This is a genomic window from Pseudomonas sp. Ost2 (assembly GCF_018326065.1).
GTDB lineage: Bacteria > Pseudomonadota > Gammaproteobacteria > Pseudomonadales > Pseudomonadaceae > Aquipseudomonas > Aquipseudomonas gingeri.
The window spans coordinates 6296359-6315182 of the sequence record NZ_AP021904.1 but is presented as its reverse complement, the minus strand read 5'-3'; the positions used below and the strand labels follow the sequence as shown (position 1 = coordinate 6315182).

17 protein-coding genes and 1 tRNA gene are annotated in these 18824 nt (G+C 55.3%); 11 read left to right on the top strand and 7 right to left on the bottom strand.

Translation table 11 applies throughout. The features are described 5' to 3' along the window. Positions 1–69: 69 nt before the first annotated feature. Entirely contained in the window at positions 70–285 is a 216-nt protein-coding gene (locus KI243_RS27885; RefSeq protein ID WP_178989966.1) for a hypothetical protein, read from the top strand. A 5-nt stretch (positions 286–290) separates the two neighbouring features. On the opposite strand, the gene yacG is transcribed toward KI243_RS27885, so the two are convergent. Genes yacG through pilB form a run of 5 tightly spaced genes read right to left on the bottom strand, consistent with a single transcriptional unit; the run spans position 291 to position 4907 of the window. Then, positions 291–494: a DNA gyrase inhibitor YacG gene (gene yacG / locus KI243_RS27880; protein ID WP_017123507.1), complete on the bottom strand. Its 204-nt coding sequence runs from the start codon at positions 492–494 to the stop codon at positions 291–293. Next, positions 491–1114, bottom strand: coding sequence for a dephospho-CoA kinase (coaE, locus tag KI243_RS27875; protein WP_177084074.1), 624 nt, complete (start codon positions 1112–1114; stop codon positions 491–493). The genes yacG and coaE overlap by 4 nt, the downstream gene beginning before the upstream one ends. Further along, on the bottom strand, positions 1111–1983 hold the full coding sequence (locus tag KI243_RS27870; RefSeq protein ID WP_178989964.1) for an A24 family peptidase: 873 nt from the start codon (positions 1981–1983) through the stop codon (positions 1111–1113). Before KI243_RS27870 ends, coaE begins: the two co-directional genes overlap by 4 nt. 2 nt (positions 1984–1985) lie before the next feature. Further along, on the bottom strand, positions 1986–3203 hold the full coding sequence (locus KI243_RS27865; RefSeq protein ID WP_177127818.1) for a type II secretion system F family protein: 1218 nt from the start codon (positions 3201–3203) through the stop codon (positions 1986–1988). A 3-nt stretch (positions 3204–3206) separates the two neighbouring features. Beyond that, positions 3207–4907, bottom strand: a complete 1701-nt coding sequence (pilB, locus tag KI243_RS27860) for a type IV-A pilus assembly ATPase PilB (protein WP_177127856.1) — start codon at positions 4905–4907, stop codon at positions 3207–3209. Between the two features lie 224 nt (positions 4908–5131). Here pilB and KI243_RS27855 point away from each other — a divergent pair, with 224 nt between their 5' ends. The 8 genes from KI243_RS27855 (at position 5132) to trfA (ending at position 12225) form a co-directional block, all read left to right on the top strand. After that, entirely contained in the window at positions 5132–5533 is a 402-nt protein-coding gene (locus KI243_RS27855) for a prepilin-type N-terminal cleavage/methylation domain-containing protein (protein ID WP_177127819.1), read from the top strand. A 117-nt stretch (positions 5534–5650) separates the two neighbouring features. Then, entirely contained in the window at positions 5651–7297 is a 1647-nt protein-coding gene (locus tag KI243_RS27850; protein WP_178989962.1) for a hypothetical protein, read from the top strand. 39 nt (positions 7298–7336) lie between these two features. Next, positions 7337–8755 (top strand): O-antigen ligase family protein, encoded by a 1419-nt coding sequence (locus KI243_RS27845; RefSeq protein WP_244861781.1) that lies wholly within the window; start codon positions 7337–7339, stop codon positions 8753–8755. Positions 8756–8794: 39 nt separating this feature from the next. After that, positions 8795–8870: transfer RNA gene (locus tag KI243_RS27840), tRNA-Thr, on the top strand. Positions 8871–9035: 165 nt separating this feature from the next. After that, positions 9036–10253, top strand: a complete 1218-nt coding sequence (locus KI243_RS27835; RefSeq protein WP_212810136.1) for a tyrosine-type recombinase/integrase — start codon at positions 9036–9038, stop codon at positions 10251–10253. Next, a complete protein-coding gene (locus tag KI243_RS27830) occupies positions 10250–10996 on the top strand; it encodes a hypothetical protein (protein ID WP_212810135.1) in 747 nt (248 codons plus the stop codon). Before KI243_RS27835 ends, KI243_RS27830 begins: the two co-directional genes overlap by 4 nt. Positions 10997–11113: 117 nt before the next feature. Further along, positions 11114–11317, top strand: coding sequence for an AlpA family transcriptional regulator (locus tag KI243_RS27825; RefSeq protein ID WP_081502512.1), 204 nt, complete (start codon positions 11114–11116; stop codon positions 11315–11317). A gap of 2 nt (positions 11318–11319) precedes the next feature. Next, on the top strand, positions 11320–12225 hold the full coding sequence (gene trfA / locus KI243_RS27820; RefSeq protein WP_212810134.1) for a plasmid replication initiator TrfA: 906 nt from the start codon (positions 11320–11322) through the stop codon (positions 12223–12225). 940 nt (positions 12226–13165) lie between these two features. Here trfA and KI243_RS27815 read toward each other — a convergent pair. Together KI243_RS27815 and KI243_RS27810 are read right to left on the bottom strand one after the other, a co-directional pair. Next, complete coding sequence (locus KI243_RS27815; RefSeq protein ID WP_043273159.1) at positions 13166–14092, bottom strand: site-specific integrase; 927 nt, start codon at positions 14090–14092, stop codon at positions 13166–13168. Next, complete coding sequence (locus KI243_RS27810) at positions 14085–14327, bottom strand: hypothetical protein (RefSeq protein WP_008091975.1); 243 nt, start codon at positions 14325–14327, stop codon at positions 14085–14087. The genes KI243_RS27815 and KI243_RS27810 overlap by 8 nt, the downstream gene beginning before the upstream one ends. A 951-nt stretch (positions 14328–15278) precedes the next feature. On the opposite strand from KI243_RS27810, the gene KI243_RS27805 reads away from it, so the two are divergent. Next, entirely contained in the window at positions 15279–17135 is a 1857-nt protein-coding gene (locus KI243_RS27805) for a hypothetical protein (RefSeq protein ID WP_212810133.1), read from the top strand. 934 nt (positions 17136–18069) lie between these two features. Further along, positions 18070–18588: a hypothetical protein gene (locus tag KI243_RS27800; RefSeq protein WP_212810132.1), complete on the top strand. Its 519-nt coding sequence runs from the start codon at positions 18070–18072 to the stop codon at positions 18586–18588. Positions 18589–18824 lie beyond the last annotated feature (236 nt).

Here is an 18824-nt window from a genome sequence, read left to right as displayed (position 1 = left end):
TTGACCTGCATCAAATACCGGTATCCGGCTCACCGCCATGCTTCGTGAAAACAACCGGAGGTGGTCGGCATGAGTGTGTACGAATGGGCGCGTCAGGAAGTACGGGCCAGCCTGGAGGCTGCGCACACGGCGGGTTTCGAGCCTGGGCTGGGATTGCGCGCCTTGCTCAGCGCGGTGGTGCAGCAGAGCAAGGCGGTGCGCAGTGCCGAGGATCTGGCCGACGAGTTGCAGTTTCTCGCCGAGAACCTCGATGAAGGACTGGACTACAGCTTTATGCGGCCTTGATCAGTTCAGTGGGCACGCGGTGGCAGATCGTCGGAGAACAGGTCGTCCTCGGCATCCGGGCTGACGGGAATCTTGTGCTCCTCCGAGGCCCAGGCACCCAGGTCGATCAGCTTGCAGCGATCGGAGCAGAAGGGCCGGTTGGTATTGGTCGCGCTCCATTCCACGGGGGCGCCGCAGGTCGGGCATTCGACGGTCAGGGATTGGCTCATGATTGGCCTCCACGCAAAGTAAGGTAAAAGGTGTGCAGGCGTTCGACTTCGCTGTGCAGCCAGGCGAGGTCGCGGTCGTTGACCAGCACATCGTCGGCCAGTTTCAGACGTTCTTCGCGGCTGGCCTGAGCCTTGAGGATCGCCTGCACCTGTTCTTCGCTGGTCTGGTCACGCAGCAGTGTGCGCTGGACTTGCAGTGCCTGCGGCGCGTCGATGACCAGCACGCGCTGGGTCGTTGCATATTGGCCCGATTCGATCAGCAAGGGTGAAACCAGGATCGCATAAGGCGATTGTGCGCGGGTCAGGTGGCTGGCGATCTCCTCGGCAATCAGCGGATGCAGCAGGGCTTCCAGCCAGCGCCGTTGTCCGGCGTCTGCGAAAATCAGCTTGCGCAGGGCACCGCGGTCCAGCTGGCCGTCGGCTTGCAGCACGCCAGGGCCGAAGTGTTCGGCGATCTTCAGCAACGCCGGGCGACCGGGCTCCACCACCCAGCGCGCTGCGTGATCGGCATCCACGGCATGGATGCCGAGGTCGATAAAGTGCTGGGCCGCCGCGCTCTTGCCGCTACCGATACCGCCGGTAAGACCGAGAATCCAGGGTTTTGAAGCAGCTTTGGTCATTTGAAACCGGCAAATTGCAGATAAGAAGTGGTTATTTGACCACCCCAGAGCAATGCAATCCACCCGGCAATCGCCAGATAGGGACCAAAGGGGATTGGCGTCGAGGTCTGGGCATTGCGCAGGCGCAGCAGAATCAGCCCCAGGATCGCACCCACCAGGGATGACAGCAGGATGGTCAGCGGCAGGATCTGCCAGCCGCCCCAGGCGCCGAGCATCGCCAGCAGCTTGAAGTCGCCGTGGCCCATGCCTTCCTTGCCGGTCAGCAGCTTGAACAGCCAGTACACCGACCATAGGCTCATATAGCCGGCGACAGCGCCCCAGAGGGCGTCGCCCAGGGAGGTGAAGACCGCGAAGTGGTTGGCGATCAGGCCCAGCCACAGCAGCGGCAGGACCAGGGCGTCAGGCAGCAGTTGGTGGTCGGCGTCGATCAGGCTCATCGCCAGCAGGCCCCAGGTCAGCACCAGCATCAGGCCGGCGGGCCAGCCGAAACCGAAATGCCAGGCGACAAAGGCCGAGAGCAGGCCGCAGGCCAGTTCGGTCAACGGGTAGCGCTTGCTGATGGGCGCCTTGCAGTTGGAGCATTTGCCGCGCAGCAGGGCATAGCTGATCAGTGGCAGGTTTTCCCAGGCGCGGATCGGGTGGTTGCAGCGCGGGCAATGGGAGTGGGGCAGGAGCAGGTTGTAGGTCGCAGCGGGCTCGGGTTGCGGCAGACCGAGGACCTCATGGGCCTGCGCGCGCCAATCGCGCTCGAGCATCTTTGGCAGGCGCCAGACGATGACGTTGAGGAAGCTGCCGACGATCAGGCCGAGGATGAGCGTGAATAAAACAAAGGCCAGCGGGTGGCTGGCCAGGAAGTCGGGTAAGGGCATGTTCAGACTACTGAGCCAAGCTTGAAGATGGGCAGGTACATGGCAATGACCAGGCCGCCGACGATTACGCCGAGCACGCTCATGATGATGGGCTCCATCAGGCTGGTCAGGCTATCGACCATATTGTCGACTTCGGCTTCGTAGTAGGTCGCGACCTTGTCGAGCATATCGTCCAGGGAGCCGGACTCCTCACCAATGGCGGTCATCTGGAGCGCCATGCTGGGAAAAACGCCGGTAGATCGCATCGAGAAGTTCAGTTGCATGCCTGTGGAGACATCCTGTTTGACGCGGTTGACGGCATTTTTGAAGACGATGTTACCTGTAGCACCCGAGACGGAGTCCAAGGCTTCCACCAGCGGCACACCGGCGGCGAAGGTGGTCGATAGTGTCCGTGCAAATCGGGCTACGGCAGATTTGTAGAGCAATGGACCGATAATCGGCATCTTCAAGAGCATTCGGTCCAGCCGGTTGCGGAAGCGCTCGGAGGTCTTGTGTGCGCGTCTGAACGCATAGATCCCACCTACCAGTGCAAGGATCACAATCCACCACCAGTCTTGGAGTATCTGCGAAAGGCCGATCACCATCAGAGTGAAGGCAGGCAGTTGGGCGCCGAAGCCAGCAAAGATCGCCTGGAACTGTGGCACTACCTTGATCAGCAGGATACCGGACACGATAATTGCCACGAGTATTACCGCAATTGGGTAGTTCATGGCTTTTTTGATCTTGGCTTTGAGGGCTTCGGTTTTTTCCTTATAGGTGGCTACCCGGTCCAGCAGGCTTTCCAAGGCGCCAGCCTGTTCGCCAGCGTCCACCAGGTTGCAATACAACTCATCGAAATACTCGGGTTTCTTGCGCAGAGAGGTAGCAAAGCTGTTGCCGGCAGCGACCTCCTGCTTGATGTCGTCCACCAGCTTGCGCATATTCGGGTTATCGAACCCCTCGGCAATGATGTCGAAAGACTGTAGCAAGGGGACGCCGGCCTTCATCATGGTCGCCATCTGGCGGGTAAACAGCGCGATATCCATGGGCTTGATACGCTTGCCCTTGCTGAAGATCGACGCGCTTTTCTTGCGCACCTTGCCCGGATTGATGCCCTGTTTGCGCAGTTGTGCCTTGACCAGTGCCGGGTTGTGACCCGTGAGTTCGCCACTCATCTTGGTACCTTTCTTGTCGGTACCCTCCCATGCATACACGCTGATCTTTACTGCTTTCGTCGCCATGGCTTAGTCCTTGGTGACCCGGTTGACTTCTTCCAGGCTGGTCAGGCCTTGCATGGCTTTGCGCAGCCCAGAGGTTCGAAGGTCATTGAAGCCGTCCTTGCGCATCTGGGTGGCGATCTCGATCGAGTTGCCTTCGGCCATGATCAGTCGCTGCAGATCGGACGTATTCTTGACCACCTCATAGATCCCGACGCGACCTTTGTAACCAGCGTTGCATTGGTCGCAGCCGACGGGCTCATAGATCTTGAACTTGCCAATCTGGTCTGCCGGGAAGCCTTCCTTGAGCAAGGCTTCTTCAGGAATATCGATTTCCCTTTTGCAATGCGTGCACAGTTTGCGAGCCAGGCGCTGGGCGATGATCAGGTTGACCGAGGTGGCGATGTTGAAACCGGGGATGCCCATGTTATGCAGGCGCGTCAGGGTTTCCGCAGCACTGTTGGTGTGTAGGGTCGACAACACCATATGGCCGGTCTGGGCCGCCTTGATCGCGATCTCTGCGGTTTCCAGGTCGCGGATCTCACCGACCATGATCACATCCGGGTCCTGACGCAGGAACGAGCGCAATGCCTGGGCGAAGTCCAGCCCCTGTTTCGGGTTGACGTTGACCTGGTTGATGCCTTCCATGTTGATCTCCACCGGATCTTCGGCGGTGGAGATATTGATATCCACGGTGTTGAGGATATTCAAGCCGGTGTACAGCGAAACGGTCTTACCCGAACCGGTGGGGCCGGTGACCAGAATCATGCCTTGTGGCTGCTTCAGCGCGGCCATATAGAGGTCTTTCTGATCCGGTTCGTAGCCCAGCGCATCGATGCCCATCTGGGCGCTGGACGGATCAAGGATCCGCATCACGATCTTCTCGCCCCACAGCGTCGGCAGGGTATTGACCCGGAAGTCGATGGCCTTGGTCTTCGAGATACGCATCTTGATCCGGCCGTCCTGGGGTTTGCGGCGCTCGGAAATATCCAGGCTGGCCATAACCTTCAGGCGGGCGGCGATCCGGCCGGCAAGATGGATGGGAGGCTTGGCAACCTCCCGCAGGATACCATCGGTACGTAGGCGTACGCGGTAGACCTTCTCATACGGTTCGAAGTGCAAGTCCGAGGAGCCACCCTTAATGGCATCCAGCAGCATCTTGTTGACGAAGCGCACCACGGGGGCATCATCGGCATCCTGGCCGGCGATCTGATCATGTTTCTTGTCGTCGACCGATTCGATATCCAGCCCTTCGAGGTCAACGTCCGCCATGTCTTCAAGGCCGCTGGCATTACTGTCGAAGAACTTGTCGATGGCATCGGCAAGCTTGTCGTCTTCTACCAGGATCGCTTCGGTGGTGAGGCCGGTACTGAACTGAATATCAGTGATCGCCTGATGATTGCTTGGATCGGAGATGCCGACAAAGAGCTTGTTGCCGCGCCGCCATAAAGGCAGGACATGGTGCTGGCGGATCAGCTTTTCACTGACCAGCCCCTTGGGCTGGCTTTCCTTGTCGAGGGTACTGAGGTCAAGCAGGGCAACGCCGAAATGCTCCGAGGCAATTTCCGCAACCTGTCGGCTTTTCACCAGTTTGTTCTGGACCAGATAGCTGACCAGTGAGATGCGGTTGCGTTGGGCTTGCTGATACGCCTGCTGAGCGTTCTTGTCGGTAATCAGCTCGGCCGCCACCAATTGCTTGGCCAGACCGGAAAGGGCGATATCGTTCATTTGGACACCAAACACAAACAGTCGGAGACTTATAGCGTAGTCGGGCGATGGTGCCAAATCGGGGAGAAGGGGGTGACAAAAAATGTCAGGTTCTGTTGTTCTGAAGCAGTCTTTCGGGGGTGAAAAGCTTTTGTAAGAGGCGTTCGCTGTTGCCATGGGGAATGGCACGGGCTGTGCTTTGAGGTAAACGAGCCATACGGCCTTTTCATGTCTGGAGACGAAATATGAATGCTCAGAAGGGTTTCACCTTGATCGAACTGATGATCGTTGTGGCGATCATCGGTATCTTGGCGGCGATTGCATTGCCGGCCTATAACACCTATACGCAAAAGGCCCGCTTTGCCGAGGTCGTTTCGATCGCGGATGGATACAAGACGGCTGTGGCAATTTGCATGTCAGAAAACAATCTGAGCGCCACTAACTGTAGTGCCGGCTCAAATGGTGTGCCAACGGTAACGGCGGCGACGAGCAGCCTGGCTTCCATGTCGGTTGTGAACGGTTTTATCTCAATGACTTCTACAGCTGCGGCAGGGAACACCACCTACACGCTTAATCCTAGTGTCACCGGTAATTCGATTACTTGGGCTGTTGGCGGGGGCTGTGTAGCTCTTGGTTTTTGCAGATAATTTTTTATGTTGTACATGAGGCCTAGAGGCTTGTAGTAAGATGAAAACGGCATTCCCCTCAAGGCATGCCGGTTTCTATAAGTTTTGAGCGTTTGAAATGCTGAGTGTAGGAATACCATGGTTTCACGGCGATTGGTTTTTGTATTACTGGCCGTTCTCTCTGCTGGCCTGTTATTGGTACTTTGTTTTCCCTTCCTGAATAATCCCCTGGTTTTTGACGATGAGCCCTTTTTTCGCGAAGGTGGGCCGGCGAGCTTGTTATCAATGGGGCTCAGCCTGACTCCGCGGTTGTGGGTATACGACTCCATGGCCGCCAGCATTGTCCATCTCAGTGACAAGATCATCTGGCTAAGACTGGGGAACCTGATTCTTCACGGTTGCACCGCCTTGGCTCTCTTCGGTTTTGTTCGCCAGATTCTCAACAGCCTGGAAAAACGTCCCTCTTTTTTTCTGAATACCGATACGGCGGCGTTTATCGTCGCTTTTTTATTCGCCATACACCCGCTGGCTATCCTGACTCAGGGTTATCTCATTCAGCGTACCATTGTATGTGCCACTCTTTTCGCTCTGCTGGGACTATGGACCTTCTGGCAGGGGCTTTGTGGGAAGCGCTGGGCTCTTTGGGCGTCCTGCCTGTTCATTCTGCTGTCCCTGTATGCCAAGGAGCATGCGGTGATGTTGCCCGCGTTGTGCTTGCTGTTGTGGGTATTGCATCGCCGTAGCCGACTCCCTGATTCATTCGGTACCCGGGAAATTTTTACAGTGGTGGCGATTCAGGGGATTTTCGCCTTGTCAGTCATACTCTGGGCCAAGGGCTTGATCGGCAATGCCTATGAGATCAAGAGCGAAGAAGTGCTTAGTGATGAGGCGTTCCAGCCGAATGGTTCTCTATATGTGCTGAGTGTGTTGAATCAGATGGGGCTTTTCTTTAAGTACCTATCGATTCTGATCTTGCCTCAGGGGAGTACCATGGGGCTTGATCTTCGAGTGCCTTTTCCTCTGGGGTATGGCGTTTGGTGGGCTTGGGCTGGCCTGGTGGCGTTTGTTATCTATGGTTTGGCTGCCTTCAGACTGCTGTTGCATGGGGCGAGTAAAGGTCTTCTGGGATTCGCACTACTGTTCCCGTGGGTTTTGTTTGCAACGGAGTTGGTGTCGGTCCGCTTGCAGGAACCTTTTGTACTGTATCGCAGCTATCTCTGGATTCCTGGATTGTTTATTGCCTTGGCGCTGGGACTGCGAAGGCTCAAGAAAATTTATCTGGTCACCTTGGCTCCTGCTTTTGCACTTTATCTGTTTGGGCTCTCCTATGACCGCCTGATGACGTTATCTGCACCTGTATTGGTGTGGAATGAAGCAGTGCAATATTATGAAAATCAGGGCGACAAACCAGGGCTTTTTGGAGGTTACCGGGTTTATTATAATCTGGGGATTAGCTACCTCGATGAGGGGTTTGTTGATTTGGCGTCGGGGAACATTGATAAAGCAGTTATGTTGAAGCCAAAATATGAATATGCCTATTACCAGCGGGGACAAATCCTTCTTTTACGTGGAAAGGCAGAGGAGGCCAAGTTGGAGTTCGAGCGCGCCATTAACCTCAGGCCCAGTTATACAAGGCCCTACATCGGTATGGCGGGTGCCTTGAAAAGCTTGGGGCAGCCTGACGAGGCTCAGCGCTACCTTGAACTTGGATGTAATCAAGGGAGTCAGCTTGCCTGCGACCGGGCGCACCCCAAAACGCCTTTGATGCTGCTTCCAAAAACCTGACGTCTGTACACTGCCTGAAATGGACATTCCGAGGTCGTAATGGATGCTGCCTGGACTGGGCGAACAAGGGGTTGGTTGGTAATCACGCTGATAATTGCTGTTGTGGTGGTCTTTGGGCACGGCCTAGGTGGACATACCTTTCAGCGTCTCGGCCAGATCGTCGTTGCCAGTACGGCCCTTGTTTTTCTCCTTGGCTGTCGGAAACCATTTGCGCGCAGCTTTGTTGATCAGCCTACCGTTCTGGCCTGTGGACTGACTTTGCTGATGGGTATCGCCTCCTCCTTTTGTGCTCATCAGCCGCTGTGGGCATTCGTGGAGGTTGCACTGATCGCTGCCTCCTGTATCTGCGCCGAAGCCTTTGCACACGCGCGACGAACAAATGGAGTCTCTCTTGATCGGGTCCTGATCCTGTTTGTCATTTTTATCTGCGCCTTCAAGAGCTTCGACTTTCTGACAGTGGTGTTTCGCTCGTTCTCCGGCGGCAGGGTTGTGCTGGACGCAGACGTATTCCTGAGTGGTTTTTCCAACAAGCGCTTCTACGGTCAATTCCAGACCTTCACTCTGCCGCTGTTAACCCTCCCATTACTGCTGGTCACCACCAAACGCTCCAGCCAAATCTGCACGCTCTCCCTCTTGAGCCTCTGGTGGCTTATCGCAATAACCGGTGGCACACGCGGCACCTGGCTTGGAATGGGGGTAGCAGCCGGTGTATTGTTTATCGTCGGCCACTCCGGCAAGCGCTGGATTACCTGGCAGCTCTCTGCAGCCGCAGTTGGCATAGCGCTCTACTGGCTCCTGTTCGACGTTCTCACCAGTTACCTCGGTATAGAAGTCAGTAACTTCGCCAGCGACCGCCTCACCACCTCCCTCTCCGGCCGTGGCCCACTCTGGCAACAAGCCTGGGACATGATCCGCGAACGCCCCTGGCTCGGCTTCGGCCCCATGCACTTCGCCGATATCCACAACCCTATCGCCGCCCATCCGCACCAGGCCATTCTGCAATGGGCCAGCGAATGGGGCGTGCCTTCCACCTTGCTGGTGATGTGGCTGGTCGGGCGCGGGCTCTGGGCAACTTTCCGGCTGATCCGCGAACGCGCCGACTCCAGCGATCCGGTCGATCTGTTGCGTGTCTGTCTGTTCGCCAGCCTGATCGGTGCCCTGACCCAATCCATGGTCGACGGCGTGATCGTCATGCCGTACTCGCAGCTCTGGTTGTCCCTGGTGGTCGGCTGGCTGATGGGCATTCATGCCTGGAAAGGCGAGCCGGCGAAACCCAACGCTTTCATCCACTGGTCGTGGATGGGCATCAGTACCGCCGCCGTGCTGTTCCTGGTGTATGTCGTGATCCGCGACGTGCCCCATCTGGACGAGCGCAACAGGCTCTATCAGGAACAATACGGCGGCCACTTCCAGCCGCGTTTCTGGACCCAGGGCGTGATCGCGATCAAGCCGCGGTAGCTTGCCCCGTTCGTCGCCCGATGCTAGCGTTAGCGCCACGCCGGTGTAGCTCAGTCGGTAGAGCAGCGCACTCGTAACGCGAAGGTCGTAGGTTCGATTCCTATCTCCGGCACCAGCCAATAGGTTCATACAGTGCCAAGCAGTCGCATGAAACCCCTCAGAAGCCCGCCCAGTGCGGGCTTCCTGTTTCATGCAGTGCCATCCGATCCCATCCCAGCCCTTGCTATCTGAGTGCCCCTGCGAGTACCTTTGCGCTGTTCAATAATCTATGGGTACTCGCATGCCTTTGACAGCGCTGCAAGTGAAGAACGCTGCACCCCGTGAAAAGGACTTTGGCCTCTCTGACGGAGGTGGCTTATTCCTCTGGGTTCGAGCCGCCGGCGGCAAGTCTTGGCGCTTCCGATTCAGGCTGGACGGTAAGCAGTCACACATTTCTTTGGGCACTATCGACAACGTGACGTTGGCGCAGGCTCGCCAGCTTGCGTTTGATGCACGCCAGCTGGTTTCACAGGGGCGGCATCCAGGCCTTGAGAGAAAGGTCGCTCGGGCCCAGGCGGCAATTTCTCGTGCCAATACCTTCAAAAGTCTCGCACTGGAGTGGCATCAGCATAAGTCTGCACGCTGGTCAGAAGGTTATGCGACTGACGTCATCGAGGCTTTTGAGCTGGACATCTTTCCGCAGGTTGGAAGCTTGCCTCTGTCTAAGATCAAGCCTATGCAGTGGTTACAGGTCTTCCGCCGCATAGAGTCGCGTGGGGCTTTAGAAAAGCTACGCAAGGTTCGACAGCGCTGCCAAGAGGTGTACCGCTTTGCGATTGCCACCGGCAGGGTCGAGTACAACCCCATTGCAGATATCGGAGGGGCACTTCAAACGCCTACCTCGCGGCACTACCCCTTCCTTCCTATCGCGGAAATCCCGGATCTGATTCGAGGCTTCCAGGCGTGCCCAGGGCATGACGTGGTGAAAATTGCTACCCGTTTGCTGATTCTCACTGGTGTACGGACTGCTGAGCTCAGAGAGGCGCCGTGGTCTGAGTTTGACCTCGAAAATGCCCTTTGGACGATTCCGGCTCAGCGGATGAAAATGCGCCGGGCCCATCTAGTTCCTCTGCCGAAACAAGCTGTGTCTGCACTGCGTGAGCTAGAAAGCATCACCGGTGGCTACACGCTCGCATTTCCTGGTCGGAATGACCCCGCTAAGCCGATGAGCGAGGCCGCCATCAATCAGCTGCTGAAACGCTCGGGTTACGACGGCAGAGCCACAGGGCATGGATTCCGTCACACAATGTCCACCACCCTGCATGAGCAGGGGTACCGCAGCGAGTGGGTGGAAACCCAACTGGCGCATGTGGACAAGAACAGTATTCGAGGAACCTATAATCACGCTCAGTACCTTGAAGGGCGTCGTGAAATGCTTCAGTGGTATGCCAACCATTTAGATGCTTTGTCGTGTGGGGCTGCCGAGATTTCTATTAAAGGAAGAGAGTGTGCACAGTGAGTGATGATTTTATGCGCCTGTGTGATCTAGTGCCGAGATACGCTCGATTCCACAAAATTAGACCGCAAGAAGCTGCATACGCGCTGTATGAACTGATTGAGAGATTATATGTTGAGTACGGTGTAAATCGATTTCTTCCCAATTCGGTTAATGATGTTTTTTGGGTTGGTTGTTTTGGAAGTCATGACCGATCCTCCAGAACTCATGTGATCTATTTTCAGGAGTTGAGCAAGTATTTCTACGAGCTTTTTTGCTCGCCGAGCAAGGGTGATAAAAATAAACTGAGCTGCTATTGTGAGGAGGCGCAGCGGTCGATAGATGTTCCTGATAGTGTAGTTTATTTTTCAGGGTCCGTCTTAGTAGAGTGGATTTTGAATGCAGGGTTTGAAAGTCCAGATTTTCTGTCAAGTACTAATTTAGCTGAGAAAGCTAAGGGTAGGAGCGATGGCGGGATCAACGAGCAGGAGTTGGGTACTGTCATCAAGATTGTAAATGGTCTGGTTGATATAATAAAGGCAGTTGATAAGGCTCATCGCGAGTCGCCGATTAATTATGATGATAAGGTTAGCTCAAGTAATATCAAACGTTATGCCTGTACGCTCAGTAACCCGCCGCGTAAGAATTCTGATGTGAGCTCTACCTTGATAGCTCTCGCGGAGGAGGCTGGAGTTGACATGCCTTCATATCATGGAACCATGCGAAAATATATGGGTATCCAGTCCAAGTCCGATACAAAGGCGTGACTTATCCATAGCGAAAATCTTGAGGAACCCTATGAGAATTTGAGGTTCCTCATGACTCCTCTACTGAGGTGCCATTGAATGCCTAGCCATCCAATCCGGCCTCAGGAGGCCCTATAGATGGCTAACCAATCTGTTTCACCTTTGTTGCTTCGCCTGCCGGGAGTCTGTGCCCTAGTAGGGCTAAGCAAGTCTCAGATCTACCGTTTGATTCGAGCCGGCGAGTTTCCTCCTGGAATCTCTCTCGGAGCGAATTCTGTAGCATGGCCTGCCGAGCAGGTACAGGCTTGGGTAGCGGATAAAATCAGTTCCTCTGTTCGTTGACGATGGCTACAAATCCGCCACTTCCACCACGCGTAAATATCAAGATAGAGGAGCTTAGAAAGAGCTCTATTGCTAGGCGTAAAGAAAAAGATAAGCACGTTGAGGTCGAGCTTGAAGCCAAGCGAGAATCACTACCAAACTGGTCCGACTCAGTTAGGCGTGTACCTAATGTGGCTCTTAGATCGGCGTTGTTTGGGGCCATGAGGAAGGGGGCGCGTCCTTATGTTGAACAAATGGACGTCAATGCGCTAGGTAGTGTCAGTATCCTCTATACAGGTGCTCTCCTTGATCAAGGTGACTTGGACGTTTGGGCAGCAGTTCTACATTTGGCGCGAATGCAAGAGTTGGGAGTGGAGTGCAGAATTACTGCCTACCGCCTTTTAAAAGTTTTGGGGAAAACCGATTCGGGTAAAAATCGTCGTGTCTTGGACCTGAGCATCAGCCGCTTGAAAGCCACGGCTTTGCAGGTTAAGGTTGGTCGGTACGCATATGAAGGCAGCTTGATTCATGAGGTTTATCGCGATCATCATGAGCGTAGTGAACGAATTTATGTCGTACGATTAAATCCGAAGCTCGGAGTGTTCTTTCGTGAAGATCAATTCACCGATGTAGATTTGTCAATAAGGTATGCGCTGCGCGGTAAGCCGCTTGCACAGTGGCTACATGGATTTTATTCCAGTCACGCACGGCCATATGATCTTAAAGTCGAAACTTTGCATAGGTTGTGCAGAAGTCGTGCAAGCTCCTTGATTGATTTTAAAAAGGACTTGCTGAAGTCTCTTGAGGCAGTAAAGCAAGCAAGTGCCAATGTTGGTAGACCGTTTAGCTATCTTGTTGAAGCTCATTTGGTCCAAGTTAAGACGACTCCTAGCGCCTCTCAAAAGCGGCACCTAGATAAGAAACGTTGAGACCGTCCCAGTCCCGCTGGTACCGTTTCAGCACTCCTGCTCGTAACGTACCAGTCTTCTACTTATAAAGTTCCAGCACTCCTGCCGATGCCGTTCCAGCACCCCTGTCGATACCGTTCCAGCGCTCCTGCCGATACCGTTCCAGCGCTCCTGCCGATACCGTTCCAGCGCTCCTGTCGATACCGTTCCAGCACCCCTGCCGATACCGTTCCAGTGCTCCTGTCGATACCGTTCCAGCACCCCTGCCGATACCGTTCCAGCACTCCTGCCGATGCCGTTCCAGCACCCCTGAATACCGTTCTAGCACCCTTAGAATACCGTTCTGACACCCCCGCCATTACCGTTCCAGCACCCCTTGGACGATTTGAAAAATCGCGCTCCAGCCGAGTAGGAATAGGGTGTCGGCCGTACCACGGGAGGCTGCTAATCTCTTACTAATCAAATCTAATCGCTGCTTTGCAGTTGGGTTCTAGTAACTGACTATGAGAAGAGATTGCGATCCCTCTGGAGGGCTTGTTTCACGACTGCGGCCGTCGCATCGTCGCCAGTAGCCCATGTCTCCATCAGCACGTTTAGGTAAGCGATGCGGTCGTGCATCAACTTGACCTGTCTCTGATCGTCTGAGGCGGCCTTAATCGCGGCGTCTCGCTCTTGGTCTGCGATACCGAGAATCTGCATAAGGCTAGCTACCTCACGTCGATGATGCGTTGCAGTTGCAGCTAAGCGCTCAAGGTGCAGCTGTTCGAGAGCTTCAATTTCTTCGCCTTGTTCTCTGTGCAGAGCTAGCTGTCGCTGAGTGCTGGCATCCAGCAATGTTTCAGTTTGCGATATAGCTTTTTTGCTCTCGATAAGTAGGAGGAGGAGCACGACAATTAGAATGAGCGAAGCACCTAAAACGAAGAGAAGGCAGCTGTGAATCAGGGTTGGATCGACGGGGGGCTCAACGTAGATAGACCTCGGTAATCTCAGGGCGGAAGTGGCCCAGTTCCTGTGAGACCACCTCCAAGGCTTGTTTCCGTGGGAGATGACGTTGTAGTGAAGCCATTCGCTCTTGAGCGTACGTGTGCCGTAATCCATGTGCGCCATTTGACCAGCCGAGAGCTTCCTTCGAGGCAGTGCTGACGCTTTTGCTCCAAGGCTGGCCGCCGCCTATTGCATAGAATTGCTGGTAGTTGATGCCGCGATCCGTTACGACCCGTGGTGCCGCCAGCCGGGTCCTCTCTAATCGTTGAGCCAGCGGAATCGGGATACGCACCTCACGAACCAGTCCACCTTTGCCGTGAACGGTGTAGCTGATCGTGGTTTCCCGAATTCCCGTAAATTTCATCGCGTGCGTTGGACGTTCATCCGCTACACGGCGATGAGTTCTTTGGAGGCTCAGCAATTCATGAGCACGGAGACCCGCTGCGTATGCAATCTCTGTCGCGAGCGAGTTGTGAGGAGCTTGCCGAGAGGCGATCAGCGTCATCTGCTCGCGGTTATATGCTCGTGTTTGGTTGGCCAAACGGCGACCCAAAGTCGGGTGCTCTTTCGTGCTAGTACGAGCGGTCGCGCTGCTCTTGATTACTTCTAGAGTCTGGCCTAGCGGCAGTTTTAGGGTGACGTGCTGCATCATGGCCTGGAGAGCCTGACGCTCCATATCCAAGGTTTTCTGGCCCACGGTCGTCGCTCTTTGCTGCAGGTAGCTAATAGCGCGATCAGGAGTCATTTCACGAAGGCTGCCTAAGCGATGCTCCTGTAGGTAAGCGGTGATGCGTACCAACCGCTGCTCGTAGTTACGGACAGTGCCCACGGATCGAATGTGGGTGCCCTGGAGCTTTTTCATCACGGATGCAGCTTGCTTTGTAGGCTTGGCAAACTTAGCCACTCAGGCGATTCCGATGTAGCCATCGGTGCACTGTAGAGCGCTGAATCTTGATACCTTTTTCTGCTATCCAGCGTTGCAGTTCAGTGCCATTGCAGCCTGCGGAATCAAGCTGCAACAGCTCGTACTTATAGTTATCCAGCAATGAGCGACGTTGGGCATAGGTTCGGGGTTTTCTCCGAATCCTAGATTCGGCCTTGAGGCGTGCAGTAATGCTCTGCGCATCGAATTCGCTCATGGGATTCTCTCTATCAGGTGTAAGAACTCCTGACCGTTGCCGGTTCAGCGACACACCATCCGTAGATGGTTCGTTGTGTGCCTGTTCGCCCCCCTTAGCATGAGATGCAGGCGGGGACTGTTCACGCCTACTCGGATTCTCCGAGTGAGTTCCTGAGTGTCCGCTCAGGTTCGGCTGCCATTGGGTCTGGCTGACCATGTTGGGTTGTCTTCTCTCCTCAAGTGATTGGCCGTTGATGGCCCCGATATGTAGTCGGCGTTGGGCCGGGCACACACGCGATGACGCAAGTGTGGCCGATGGGCTAATGCCCGCGATGACGCAGGCCGAGCTCCCTGCCACTGTCCCAACCCATGAATCACATGGGTAACGAGACTGCCGGGCAGTGCGGTTTGGTTCGTGATCAGCTTACGAAAATGGGGGAGGGCAAACAACGCAACTGCGCTGCGTTGTATTTGTTGCGCGAAATCAAACCGTTCGATGGGGCCCGCTATGTGGCGCGACGTTTAGGAGCGTTACATAGCGGGCACGGGGCGCGAGCAGAACCAGTAGCAGTAACTACATAGGGTTCGGTAGAACCGCAGCCAGTGGATTCATAGGATCGATACGTATCCTTTATCACTGGAGTGATGTGACGATGAAAATCGCGATTTTCTTTGACTGGGTTCAGATGCGTATGCCATTCCTTACCAGGTGGGCGGGGCGGCTGGGATTGCTCCTAGGCCCCGTTCTTTGCGTTCTACATCTGATCGCCGCATCAATTTTTCCACCATATGGGAAACTCGTACTCGCCCAATATGATGCGGTCCAGCTCACCGGAAGCCTCCTAGCCGCTCCGACTGCGCAGTATTTCATTCTGTTGGGCGCGGTCTTCGGTGTCCTCTGGGTGTTCCTTTGGGCTGTCCGGTGTGGCTTGGCTCTGCGTAGTTGGATCATCTGTCGGCGGGCGGCCTGATGAGCATTGGCACGGCTGAGGATTTCGCCGGATTCAATTGGGTATTCGGGCTGTGGGAAAACGTTGCGTTGACGATCCTGACTGCCACCGAGCCGCTATTTGTCGCATTCAACGAAACCAGCAACGCGCTTATCGTTGCGGTTGGATTTGGATGGATGCTGCTCGTTGCATTGCGCGTGGGGCAAGGAGCTGCGCGTACGGTATTGTCAGGAATTATGATTTTCCTGGTTGTGGCGTACGGAATGAGACCCGTGACCGTGACTCTTCCAAGCGGAGCAACGGTCCGGCTGGTCGAAGCTCAGGCGGTGCCGCTCAGTTTCGTGATGACGATTCACAGAATCTACAGAGAGGCTTTTGATCAGGTCCTGAGTGATCAAACAGTGGCCGGGACAATCGTCCCTGCGCAGTCCGCGATTGACAACATGGTAGGTCGATCAGCCGAAGTGTTTGCCGGCAGTGATTTGGCCCGGCTGATTAGAGATTACAACGCCAGTTGTGCCCCGGCGCCGGCTGAGCTTGCCGGTCCCGAGCACGCGGCCAAAGTGGAAGCTTTGCAGGCTATCGGGTTGCTCGGCGGTGGTGGCTTGGGGATACCGGATGAAGAAGTCGGCGTGATAGCACAAGCACGCACGGCTATTGGCGGCGCGTGGACGTATGTTTTCGGTTCAGCCGAAGAAAATGGAGGTTGGGGAGCTTATCTGTTAGGCGGCGGGGCTGCCCGGACTAGTCTGGGTCAGGTGCTTGACCAGAGAGCTATCCAGTCGCGTCGTGAGGCCGGTATTCGTGCTCTTGAAGCTGCCGGGCCGTTCATGGGTGACCGCTATGCGCTGCCAACGCAAGCGCATTGGGCCGCCAAACTTGCAGGGGAATCTCAAGCCACGCCGTCTTACTTGTCGATCAGCACAGTGCCAGGGCAGGAGTCGGCTATCGTCGGCGACGCTCAAGGAATAATGTTTCAACCCACCAGCTGCATCGAGGCATACAAAATTGCCCAGATAGGCGCTGAGCAGGCGTATCAGGCGTTGCGCGAGTCGGGTGCGGTTATAGCAAGTGGGCAGCGAGTAAGCGCTGAGGTGGGGGCTGTAAGTACAGCGACAGCTTGGCAGCGATTCATGGCTGGTTCGTTGCAGAAAACGGCGGGCCTCTCTCGTGGGGATAGTGAGGTTGCTGGAAGCCTCTTAGCCGCGGCTCAGATGTGGAAGAACTTCAGCGGGTGGCTTGATCTGCAAACGCTGTTACCTGGTTATGTGATCATGTCAGCCTGGTTGTTTTGGATTGTGTTACTCCTCGCGCCGTTCTTTTTGATGCTCGCACCTCTCAGGGGCGGTAGGATGTTGACCAATTGGCTGTCGCTGCTGATGCTGCCGGTCATCTCCGTTATGACGGCACAGATGATCACTGTTGCGGTGTCCCAGACTGTGGCTGCTGTTGCGGTTGCCCAGGCGGGGGCTGCTAGTGGGTGGTCAGGCGTCGGGGCGGACTATGACGGTCTCCGTGGTTTGATGTCAGCTATTGCAGCTGTATCACTGGGCATTTCCACCTGGATCACCTCGAGTATGCTCGGTGTATCGCTGGGAGGTTTGGCTGGTAGCTTGTCCGGCGCTGTGGCAACCGCAAGCGATGTAGGACGCTTAGGTATGAAAGCAGTTGGCTTTGCCATGCTGGGCTCTCGAATTGCTAACATAGCTGGGGCGGCCTCTGCTGGGCGTGGCGGTGGCTCTAAAGCTCTGCCGGGTAAAGAAACCCCTCCATCCATGCCACCTTCAGCCAACCCGGTTGGGCCTAGCTCGATTCCGACATTTCGGCCTGGTAGCCGTGGTGTAAGATCGCTAAACCCACCAAAAGCCAGACGTTAGAGTTTGGGCAAGGGGGGCGGCGCTGACCGTCCTGGTGCAGATGATGACGTCGCTATTTGCGGGGCTCATCTGCACAAGCCCTCCATTTCCGAAAGAATTCAACGGCTATATTCGCGGCGCCCTAACAAGTCATTTGGGGGCACCGCTTTTGCCTTGCCACAGCAGTGAGCCGCACAAGGTCGCAACAGCCGTACCAGTGAGTCACCTTTAAGGTTCCTCTGAGATGAGTCTCCGATACTGTGCCCGGCCACTGGCATGGCGTCGCCAGACTCAATCAAGCCTGCGCCATACCAGTGACTACCCAGCGAAAATCTCCAAAAAACCACTGAGAATCATCGGCGCACACTCTCGTGCTGTGGGGGACTGCTAATACACCCCGGCTTGCCTATGAAATCCGCCGAGAATTCCTCGATTCCCACTTGGGGTAGTGAGCATTTTTTTCCGCCGCCCGATGACACCATGCCAAGTGGTGTTTTGCTTCACCCTCTACTGAGAGTGGAGGTAAGCATGAAGACCTTTTTGATCACGGTTGTATGCGCTGGGGGAGGGTACTGGCTGGGAACGAATCGATTAGTACCTGCCTGGCTGGTAATCGGGTTGGCAATTTTGGGAGTGGGGTTATGGGCCATTGCCGAGTGGATTGAGCTCCGGGAAGGGAATGACGAGGGCAAGCCATGATGTATGCCGATATGAAGGATCTTGCCTTTCTATCTGCAGTGTTTCCTTCCTGGAGTTGGAGACTGGCGGTGAGACGACGGGTATTTGTGGCATCGGAAGGACCGGTCATCCGACTGTACTGGATGCCAGCCCTTTTGAGCCTGGACGAATTTCGTGCTCAGCTTTTTGTGAAGGAGCTCAATGCCTTAGGCGCGTCTGGTGGCTCAAGACAGGGGGAATGGCGATAATGGCAAGTTGCTATCAAGGAGTGTGCTGTGTGAAAAGATGGAAACTGGTGATGTTGGCCATGGCATCCGCCTCCCTTGCCGGGTGCTGGCAGAGCGATTACGCCTTTGAGGGGAAATACTTCGCTGCGGAGGGGGAAGAGTGCGCAACCCCGACTAGCGCCTCAGATCGCGAGCAATATCTTCTGGATATCACCAAGCAGGTCCACGACGGTAAAGCCTTGTACTCGGCAAGATTCCCGATCGCTGCGAAGCTGGGAGCTCCTCTCACCAGCGAACAGAACGTGGCTGCAACAGACGATAATGAGCTGACTTTCCGGTTCACTAAACCTGAGGTCTCCGGAGTGTTCTCAGGAAGTCCGGCATTGGAAATCGTTCTCACAGTCGTGCCGAACGAGAGCAGGAAAGATCATCTCTGGATGAAAAAAGCGACGTTCACCAGCGTTCGAGACGGGAAGGTCATCGAGCGAGATTTCTTAACAACTCTGAGAGCTGCAAGCAAGGTCGGGGAGTCCGGTGCTTGTTTGAGAAAAGATAGCGTAGCTCGCTGACAGGCTAAGTGTCGCGCTGCAGCAGGCAAAGGAGCATTCAAGGCATTGTAAAATGGGCCGGCTTGACTATGGATTGCCGCTCCCTTGTCGTGGCAGGATAAAGAAGTGCTAGACTCCTCGCGAGGCCTAGCACCCATAGCCTTGCACCACCACAGCCCTGACCAGTTAAGACTCGACCCTCAGCTGGTTCAGGGCTTTTCTTTCTGAGGGCACCGAGGTGGGTGGATTAGCACTCG